Consider the following 9,097-nt stretch of genomic DNA (forward strand, 5'->3'; position numbering starts at 1 on the left):
TGCTGACCGCGCTGGGCCTCGCCGGCAACACCGGCAGCGCCACCGCCTTCACGGCGGCCCGCACCTCCGGCGTCGGCGGCATCAGCGGCAAGACCTTGACCTTCACCTCCTTCAACGGCGGTACGGCGGTCAACGTCACCTTCGGCGACGGCACCAACGGCACGGTCAAGACGCTTGATCAGCTCAATACGCAGCTTCTCGCCAATAACCTGGCTGCCACGATCGACGCCAACGGTCTGCTGACCATCACTGCGTCCAACGACTACGCATCCTCGACGCTCGGGTCGACGGCGGCAGGCGGTGCGATCGGCGGCACGCTCACTTCAGCCTTGACCTTCTCGACGGCTTCCACCCCCGTCCAGGACGCGGTTGCGCAGACGGCTCGTGCCAACCTGGTGTCCCAGTACAACAACATCCTGAACCAGATCGACACGACGGCGCAGGACTCCTCGTTCAACGGCGTCAACCTCCTGAACGGCGACCAGCTCAAGCTGGTGTTCGACGAGACCGCCAAGTCGAGCCTGAGCATCACCGGCGTGACCTACAACTCCAAGGGGCTGGGCCTCGCCGCGTTGACGATTGGCGTCGACTTCATCGACAACGCTGCCGCCAACAGGGTGCTGACCAACCTGAACGCCGCCTCGAGCACGCTGCGTTCGGAAGCCTCGAGCCTCGGCTCGAACCTCTCGGTGGTGCAGATCCGTCAGGACTTCAACAAGAACCTGATCAACGTGCTGCAGACCGGCTCGTCCAACCTGACCCTGGCCGACACCAACGTCGAGGCCGCCAACAGCCAGGCGCTGTCGACCCGTCAGTCGATCGCGGTCTCCGCGCTGTCGCTGGCCAACCAGTCGCAGCAGAGCGTGCTCCAGCTGCTCCGCTAACAAGTAGCTGAAAGAACTGGATAAAGCCGAGCGGCGGGGCCCATCGCCCCGCCGCTCTTTTTTGCGTCTGGAGGCGGGAAGGGGCGTTCACCGGGCATTAACCCTATCGCTTAAGCCGGCGTTAACCATACTTTAAAGGACACCTTCTAGAACTGGACAAAAGCCCCGCTTTGCAACCGCGCGGCCGATTCGTATCCGGTTCAAGAGGAAGACTCGCCAATGTCCAACATCGTTCTCTCGGCGTCCGTTCGCCAGAACCTGTTGTCGCTGCAGTCGACGGCCGACTTGCTGGCCACGACGCAGGAGCGGCTGTCGACCGGCAAAAAGGTCAATACGGCGCTCGACAATCCCACCAACTTCTTCACGGCGCAGGGGTTGGACAACCGGGCGAGCGACATCAGCAACCTGCTCGACGGCATCAATAACGGCGTGCAGGTGCTCCAGGCCGCCAACACCGGCATCACCTCGCTGCAAAAGCTGATCGACAGCGCGAAATCGATCGCCAACCAGGCGCTGCAGACCACCGTCGGCTACTCCACCAAGTCGAACGTCTCGACCACTATTCCCGGCGCGACGCCGGCCGATCTGCGCGGCACGACGTCGTATGCAAGCGCGACCGCCAACAGCAATGTGCTCTACACCGGCGCACCCGGTGGCGTGACGCCGGTGACGGCCGCCGCCGCGCTCGGCGCATCATTGGGCTCGACTGCGGGCACGTTGACCGGCTCTGCCGTGAACGCGGCCGACGGCACCACTGCACTGACTGGCACCGCGACGCTGATCGGCACCACGGCAGCCAGCACCCTCGGCTCGTCGCCAGCCGACGGAGACTCGATCACCGTCAACGGCAAGACCATCACCTTCCGGACCGGCGCGGCGCCCGCGACGCAGCCGACCGGCTGGGGTCTGGATGCCAGCGGCCACATCGCCACCGACGGCAACGGCAATTCGATCGTCTACATGGGCACGGGTGCTGCGCCGACCGGTACCGTCAACGACCTGTTGACCGCGATCGATCTCGCCAGCGGCGTCAAGAGCGCGACGATTAGCGCCGGCGCTGCGACCATCGCCGTCAGCGGTTCGGCCGGTCCCGTCGGCACGCTTCAGGTGGCATCGTCCATCACGGGCGGTCAGGTCACGCTGAAGAGCTCGACCGGCGCCGATCTGAGCGTGACCGGAAAGGCCGACTTCCTCAAGGCGCTCGGCCTGACGTCCGCAACCGGCGCCGGCAACGCCAACGTCACCGCGGCCCGATCGACCACCGCGGGTTCGCTCGGGACCCTCGTTCAGGACGGCTCGACGCTGAACATCGACGGCCACACCATCACCTTCAAGAACGCGCAAACGCCGCAATCGGCGGCCAGCGTCACGTCGGGTGGCGTCAGCGGCAATATCGTCACGGACGGCAACGGCAACTCGACCGTCTACATCCAGAGCGCGACGCTGACCGATCTGCTCAACTCGATCGACCTCGCGACCGGCGTCAAGACGGCCAGCATCTTCAACGGCGCGGCAACGTTGTCGACCACCTCGGGCCAGATCCCGTCGTCGGTCAACAGCAGCGGTCAGCTTGCGCTCTCCACCGGCATCAACGCCGATCTCTCGATCACCGGCACCGGTAATGCCCTCAGCGCATTCGGTCTCAGCGGCAACACGGGAACGGCGACTGCCTTCACCGCGGCCCGCACGTCCGGCGTCGGCGGCATCAGCGGCAAGACGCTGACCTTCACCTCGTTCAACGGCGGCACCCCGGTGAACGTCACGTTCGGCGACGGCACCAATGGCACCGTCAAGACGCTGGATCAGCTCAATGCGCAGCTGCAGGCCAACCACCTGACGGCGACGATCGATGCCAACGGTGTGCTCACGGTGACGACCGTCAACGAATACGCCTCGTCGACGCTCGGTTCGACCCTCGCGGGCGGCGCAGTCGGCGGTACGATCACCGGTGTTCTGGCCTTCACCACCGCGCAGCCGCCGGTCCAGGATCCGGTGGCGCAGACCGCGCGCTCCAACCTGGTCAACCAGTTCAACAACATCCTGGCGCAGATCGACACGACGTCGCAGGATTCCTCCTTCAACGGCGTCAACCTGCTCAACGGCGACACGCTGAAGCTCGTCTTCAACGAGACCGGCAGCTCCACGCTGAGCATAAACGGGGTGGTGTTCAATGCGGCGGGCCTCGGTCTCAGCAATCTCGTCAACGGCGTCGACTTCATCGACAACGGCGCCACCAACAAGGTGCTGGCAAGCCTGAACGCAGCCTCGAGCACGCTGCGCTCGGAAGGCTCCGCACTCGGTTCGAATCTGTCGATCGTGCAGGTGCGTCAGGATTTCTCCAAGAACCTGATCAACGTGCTGCAGACCGGCTCGTCCAACCTGACGCTCGCCGACACCAACGAGGAAGCGGCGAACAGCCAGGCGCTGTCGACGCGCCAGTCGATCGCGGTCTCCGCGTTGTCGCTCGCCAACCAGTCGCAGCAGAGCGTGCTGCAGCTGCTCCGCTAATTTCGGGAGCCAGGTTCGCTACGCGAGATTTCGCGGCGGGGCTAACGCTCCGCCGTTCTTTTGAGGGAGATCGCTAAGGCAGGATTAGCCGAGATCGACACGCATCGCGCCAAGCGAGTTTACATCGTGCGTGCGTGGATCTAGCGTTGTGCTGACGAAGAGCTCCGCGCCCCGTAATTGTCCGGAGCGCTTCCAAGCACACACGTAAGCAAATCTTAAGCGGTGCTGCCTAGGGTTGGGAAAGAAATCCTTAAGCGCGTCCAACGCGCTAGGTAACCTCCAGGGTGTGATTGATGTCGAATTCCGCTGCCTCGGCTTATGCGCGTGTTGCAACGACCACCGCATCTCCTCGGGACATCGAGGCGCAGACCCTGCTCAAGGCCGCCAACAAGCTCCAGGACGCGGTGAACAACGCCGATCCGCTCAGCGAGCAGACCATGCAGGCCCTGATGTTCAACCGCAAGCTCTGGACCATCTTCCTGAGCGAGGCGATGCGTGACACCAATCCGCAGCCGATCGACGTCCGGCAGAAGATCGCCAACATCAGCGTGTTCGTGCTGAGCCAGACTGCCGCGCTCCAGATGAGCCCGCAGTTCGATCACTTCCGTCCGCTGATCGAGATCAATCGCAATATCGCTGCGGGTCTGTCCGGACGGCCGTGACGGAGCACCGTCGTGGTCGAGCATTTCGTCGACCGCGGAGCGCGCTCACGCTGATGGATGCCGGCGAGGGTACAGATCAATAACTTCGTCACCGACCTTGCGACCGGCTTGACCGACGTTGATCAGGCGCTGACGTCCGTGCTGAGCGGACGCGAGGGTTCGGACTTCATATCCAGGGCATGGAAATAGGCCCGCCGGCGCAGCATCGCTTCGTCGGGGAACTGGTTGACGACCGCGTCGGTCTTCTCGTTGACGACCTGAAAGACGAATGATGCGGCGGCCTGGTCGAACACGACCTGGCGCGAGACGTTCTCGTGGTTCGGCAGATCATTGCGCACGGGTGCGCCGGTATCGGCCGCGGCGACCGTCTGGCTCACTGGCAGATCGGTTTGCACGGCCTCGTTCGCCGCCGCGTTGGACGTCGTTACGATCTGCGCGGGCGCCGGGATCCCCACCGGCCTGATGCTGAAATCTGTACTCATGGCAGCCTCCTGGTTGCCTTACTTGAGTCAAATCCCAACCCCTCTAATAGCGCAACCATGGAACACCAGGTTTGAAGACCCGGTAAGGAAACGTGCCTAATCGCGCGACGATATCGCCGCGCAAGTTTTCGTAAAATTGTCGCTTGTTTCTGCGCTCAGAGCGAGCGGCTGACCGCGAGCGGGGTGATGTGGCGCGGACCCGGCGCGGCGCGGCGCCCCGCGGCCGTATAGGTATTCGGCACGTTACGTTTCTGGATTTCGGCGTTGACGCCGCGCACGACGCTCTCGGAAACCGCGTGCGCGGTCGCGAGCACGGTGAGATTGACCTGCAGCATCGCGCGGAACGCGTCGTGGTGGCGATGCAGCGTCGAGAGCAGCTCCGGCGCGGATTTCGCGAGCTGGGCCTGGTTCGCCTTCAGCTGGCTGACGGCGCCGACGTAGTTGCGCGACAGCTCCTGCTTCTTGCTCTCGAGCGTCATCGCCTCGCGGACCTTGCCGGCGCGAACGAGCTCGGTCTCGCGCTCGATCAGTCCGAGCAGGGCGCTCATCGCATCCATCAGGTCCCCGGCGAGCTTGCGCGCCTCGCTGCTGCCGGGCGCGGAGTTCGGGCGCTGGGCTTGCATCGGCTGACGCGAGGCGTTGAAATGGTTCATCTCGTTTGACCTTATGCCGTGCGGATCGTTTTCGCCTGCTGCAGGATGAGGGTGCGGTAGACGTCGGTGGCGACGCCGACGCCTCCGGCCTGAGCAAAGTTCTTGGAATATTGCTCGGTCAGCATCGAGCGCCAAACGCCGGTGCCGGGCGTGTTGCCGAACGGGCCTTCGCCCTTCAGGCCCGAGGTCATCTGCGAGAACATGCTGTTGAGGAACATCGCCTCGAAATCGGTGGCGATCTTCTGCGCCTTGGCCTGTTGCTGCGGCGAGACCTTCTGCAACGCGGCGGCGAGCTCGAAGTCCGGCCGGCCGTTGCGGCTCTCCACCGAAAAGGCCGAAGAGTTGGCGTGGCGCGGGGTGTTGCTCGCGCTGGTCTGCATCACATCACCTCGATGTCGGCTTCGATGGCGCCGGCGGCCTTGATCGCCTGCAGGATGCTGATCATGTCGCGGGGACCGATGCCGAGTCCGTTGAGGCCGTCGACGAGCTGCTGCAGCGAGACGCCGTCCTTGACGAGAGCCAACTTCTTGCCGTCCTCGCTGACGGTCACACTGGAGCGCGGCGCGACCACGGTGCGGCCGCGCGACAGCGGGTTGGGCTGACTGACCTGCGGGCTCTCGGAGATGGTGACGGTGAGATTGCCTTGCGCCACGGCGACGGTGGCGACGCGGACGTCGCGGCCCATCACGATGATGCCACTCCGCTCGTCGATGATGATCTTGGCGGCGAGATCGGGATCGACCTGGAGCTGCTCGATCTCGGTGAGGAATGCGACGACGTTGCCCTTGAACTCCGGCGGGATCGACAGCTGCACCGTGGAGGGGTCGATCGGTTCGGCGGTCTTGACGCCGAGATAGTCGTTGACCGCAGCCGCGATGCGCTTGGCGGTGGTGAAGTCGGCGTTGCGCAGCGCCAGGCGCACGTTCGGCAGTCGATTGAGCGCGAACTCGATCTCGCGCTCGATGATGGCGCCGTTGGCGATGCGTCCCACGGTCGGAACGCCGCGCACGATCTTGGCCGCCTCGCCCTCGGCCTGGAAGCCGGAGATCGCGAGCGAGCCCTGCGCCACCGCGTAGACGTTGCCGTCGGCACCGAGCAGGGGGGTCACGAGCAGGGTGCCGCCCTGGAGGTTCTTGGCGTCGCCGAGCGCGGAGACGGTGACGTCCATGCGCGTGCCCTGGGTGGCGAAGGCGGGCAGGTTGCCCGTGACCATCACGGCGGCGACGTTGCCGGTGCGGATGGTGGCGCCGCGAATGTTGACGCCCATGCGCTCGAGCATCGCTTGCAGCGACTGCTTGGTGAAGGGGATGTTGTTGAGCGTGTCGCCGGTGCCGTTGAGGCCGACGACGAGGCCGTAGCCGATGAGCTGGTTCTGCCGCACGCCTTCGATGTTGGCGAGATCCTTGATGCGCGAGGTCGCACTCGCTGACGTGACCGAGAGCGCCAGCGCTGACAGCGCGGCGCAGGCCACCCCAACAATCCTCATCCAACGAACGCCTGGCATCCTCTGCTCCCCAAAGGCTCCTAAGAGGGCTCCCAGAAGAGAGGCTCCTCAAATCGGAAGGACCATTCTCGACACTCCCATGACGAGCTGGCCCGCAGCTTTCCTTGCGAGCGCTGTGCCAACCCGGGGCTGCGGGGTAGGTCGCTGAATAGGTTGAATAAATCTGTCTCGACCGGTGTCAGCGGGTGTTGTGCCTGAGGAGCGAAACTGCCGCATCTCGGCAGATTTTGCCGGGCTGTTTACGCGCCGTTAACCATAAGACGGCGAAGGTGAGGGCATCGATCACCCGGATTCCTTCCGATGCGCATCTACGGACCGAACGGCACCACGCTTGGAGCGCCGGCCAGCCAGGCCAGGCGGACGGGTTCCGGCAGCTTCGTGCTACCCGACACCTCATCTGCGCAGGAGACGCGGAGCGCTGCCGCGCCGAAAGCCGCCGCCAACATCGATGCGCTGCTGGCGTTGCAGGGCGTCGAGGAGGATCCGGTCGAGCGCCGCAAGCGCTCGGTGGCCCGCGGCAGGACTGCGCTCGACGTGCTCGACGATCTCAAGATGGGGCTTCTGTCCGGCAACCTCGATGCGTCGACGGTGATGCGCCTGCGCGATGCCGCGGCGAATCTGAAATCGTCCTCGGGCGATCCCGGTCTCGATGGGGTGCTTTCCGAAATCGAGCTGCGCGTCGAGGTCGAGCTCGCCAAGGCCGGGCAGGCCTGACCGACATCCGATCTGAGCAGCTTGCAGAGCGGTCTCAGGCCGCTTCCTCCTTCTGCTGTGCGTCGTAGCGACGCTGGGCGGCGAGCACGTCTTTCAGATTCTGCTCGGCCCAATCGCGCAGGGGATCGACCGCCGCCGCCAGCGTCAGCCCGAGCTGCGTGATCGAATACTCCACCGTCACGGGCACCGTCGCGATGGCATGGCGCCTGATCAGGCCGTCGCGTTCAAGCGACTTGAGAACCTGGCTCAGCATCTTCTGCGAGATGCCTTCAATCGTGCGGCGTAACTGATTGAAGCGCATCGGCTCCTCGCGCAGGAGCAAGAGGATCAGCACCGCCCATTTGTCGCCGATGCGATCGAGGATCTGGCGGGTGGGGCAGTTCGCTGCGTAGACGTCGGGTTTCATCGTCGGTCCTCATTCCGTCGCTGGCGGAGCGCGTGCCGGTTGCGTGTGATCGGCTGCGCGTCCGGGTTACCCTGGCGTAATCAGGTAAGCACAAAGTGCTCTCTTAACACCAGCATTCTTTGCAGTATCTAGTAACCATTAGTTACTATCGAGCAAAGGAGCCTTCCATGAAAATCGCAGTCGCCGGCGCCTCGGGCCGGGCCGGGTCGGAGATCACCAGGGAGCTTTCCCGCCGCGGCCACGCGGTTACAGCCATCGCCCGGAACCCTGACAAGATCGCAGCCCTGCCCAACGTCACCCCGACCAGGGGGGACGTGCTCGACCAGGCCGGCCTCGCCAAGCTGTGGGCCGGGCACGATGCCGCCGTGAGTTCCGTGCACTTCCTGGCCAGTGACCCGCTCAAGCTGATCGGTGCGGCGAAGGACTCCAAGGTCGGTCGTTACCTCGTGGTTGGCGGCGCCGGCAGCCTTGAGGTTGCCCCTGGCGTGAAGCTGGTCACGACGGCCAATTTTCCCGCCCAATACAAGGCTGAAGCGGAGGCAGGCTCGGTCTTCCTCGACCTGCTGCGGCAGGAAAAAGACCTGAACTGGACCTTCATCTCGCCGTCGGCCTTGTTCGTCGAGGGGGAACGCGCGGGCAAGTTCCGGCTTGGGACCGACCAGCTTCTCGCAGATGCGAACGGCAAGAGCTGGATCAGCTTCGCCGACTACGCCATCGCGCTCGCCGACGAGATCGAACGGCCCGCCCATCTGAAGCAGCGCTTCACGGTCGGCTATTAGGGCCGTCAGCCGCCTCCGAGCCCTCGGGGATAAACCTTCCTGTGCAAGGGCTTGGGGGCGAGGACCGGGGCGGCAGGGAAATATTGTCTGTCACGGGAGGCCGCTATATAAGGCCCGGCTCAACGGACCCCGTTCCGTTCGCGAGTCGTTGCTTAAGAAGATAGGCCTCCCTTGGAAAAGTTGAAAAACTACCGACCGACCGACAAAGAGCCTTTCATGAACGACCGGCAGAAGGAGTACTTCCGTTTGAAGCTCCTCGCCTGGAAGGATGAGATCCTCAAAGAGTCCAAGCTCACCCTGCAGGCTTTGCAGGAGGAGAACGTGAACCACCCCGATCTCGCCGATCGGGCATCGTCCGAAACCGACCGTGCCATCGAACTCCGCGCCCGCGACCGCCAGCGCAAGTTGATCGCCAAGATCGACGCCGCGCTCCAGCGCATCGAGGACAACACCTACGGCTATTGCGAGGAAACCGGCGAGCCGATCTCGTTGAAGCGGCTCCCGG

11 protein-coding genes are annotated in these 9,097 nt (G+C 64.3%); 6 read left to right on the forward strand and 5 right to left on the reverse strand.

Translation table 11 applies throughout. The features are described from left to right. The 3 genes from IC50_RS17515 to flaF form a co-directional block, all read left to right on the forward strand. Window positions 1-884 (forward strand): flagellin (locus IC50_RS17515; protein WP_035707245.1); only part of this gene is annotated, 884 nt, incomplete at its 5' end. Window positions 885-1,103: 219 nt separating this feature from the next. Then, on the forward strand, window positions 1,104-3,392 hold the full coding sequence (locus tag IC50_RS17520; protein WP_035707250.1) for a DUF1522 domain-containing protein: 2,289 nt from the start codon (window positions 1,104-1,106) through the stop codon (window positions 3,390-3,392). A gap of 293 nt (window positions 3,393-3,685) precedes the next feature. Continuing rightward, on the forward strand, window positions 3,686-4,054 hold the full coding sequence (gene flaF, locus IC50_RS17525) for a flagellar biosynthesis regulator FlaF (protein ID WP_028181463.1): 369 nt from the start codon (window positions 3,686-3,688) through the stop codon (window positions 4,052-4,054). A 122-nt stretch (window positions 4,055-4,176) separates the two neighbouring features. Here flaF and IC50_RS17530 read toward each other — a convergent pair whose 3' ends face one another. The 4 genes from IC50_RS17530 to IC50_RS17545 form a co-directional block, all read right to left on the reverse strand. Continuing rightward, on the reverse strand, window positions 4,177-4,536 hold the full coding sequence (locus tag IC50_RS17530) for a hypothetical protein (RefSeq protein ID WP_035707253.1): 360 nt from the start codon (window positions 4,534-4,536) through the stop codon (window positions 4,177-4,179). 155 nt (window positions 4,537-4,691) lie between these two features. Next, window positions 4,692-5,189, reverse strand: a complete 498-nt coding sequence (locus IC50_RS17535) for a hypothetical protein (RefSeq protein ID WP_035707256.1) — start codon at window positions 5,187-5,189, stop codon at window positions 4,692-4,694. An 11-nt stretch (window positions 5,190-5,200) separates the two neighbouring features. Next, window positions 5,201-5,569 carry a flagellar assembly peptidoglycan hydrolase FlgJ gene (flgJ, locus tag IC50_RS17540; RefSeq protein ID WP_035707259.1) on the reverse strand — a complete coding sequence of 123 codons (369 nt, stop codon included), beginning with the start codon at window positions 5,567-5,569 and terminating at the stop codon, window positions 5,201-5,203. Beyond that, window positions 5,569-6,693 (reverse strand): flagellar basal body P-ring protein FlgI, encoded by a 1,125-nt coding sequence (locus IC50_RS17545; protein ID WP_035707262.1) that lies wholly within the window; start codon window positions 6,691-6,693, stop codon window positions 5,569-5,571. Before IC50_RS17545 ends, flgJ begins: the two co-directional genes overlap by 1 nt. Before the next feature lie 300 nt (window positions 6,694-6,993). Between IC50_RS17545 and IC50_RS17550 the strand changes: the two genes are divergently transcribed. After that, window positions 6,994-7,407, forward strand: a complete 414-nt coding sequence (locus IC50_RS17550; protein WP_035707265.1) for a flagellar assembly protein FliX — start codon at window positions 6,994-6,996, stop codon at window positions 7,405-7,407. A 34-nt stretch (window positions 7,408-7,441) separates the two neighbouring features. On the opposite strand, the gene IC50_RS17555 is transcribed toward IC50_RS17550, so the two are convergent. Beyond that, complete coding sequence (locus tag IC50_RS17555; protein WP_035707267.1) at window positions 7,442-7,813, reverse strand: winged helix-turn-helix transcriptional regulator; 372 nt, start codon at window positions 7,811-7,813, stop codon at window positions 7,442-7,444. Between the two features lie 167 nt (window positions 7,814-7,980). On the opposite strand from IC50_RS17555, the gene IC50_RS17560 reads away from it, so the two are divergent. Together IC50_RS17560 and dksA are read left to right on the forward strand one after the other, a co-directional pair. After that, window positions 7,981-8,592: an NAD(P)-dependent oxidoreductase gene (locus tag IC50_RS17560; protein ID WP_035707271.1), complete on the forward strand. Its 612-nt coding sequence runs from the start codon at window positions 7,981-7,983 to the stop codon at window positions 8,590-8,592. Between the two features lie 216 nt (window positions 8,593-8,808). Next, window positions 8,809-9,097: RNA polymerase-binding protein DksA (gene dksA, locus IC50_RS17565; protein ID WP_085973818.1), on the forward strand; the 289-nt coding region annotated here is incomplete at its 3' end.

It is taken from the genome of Bradyrhizobium genomosp. I (2014) (assembly GCF_000261685.1).
In the GTDB taxonomy this organism is placed as follows: domain Bacteria; phylum Pseudomonadota; class Alphaproteobacteria; order Rhizobiales; family Xanthobacteraceae; genus Bradyrhizobium.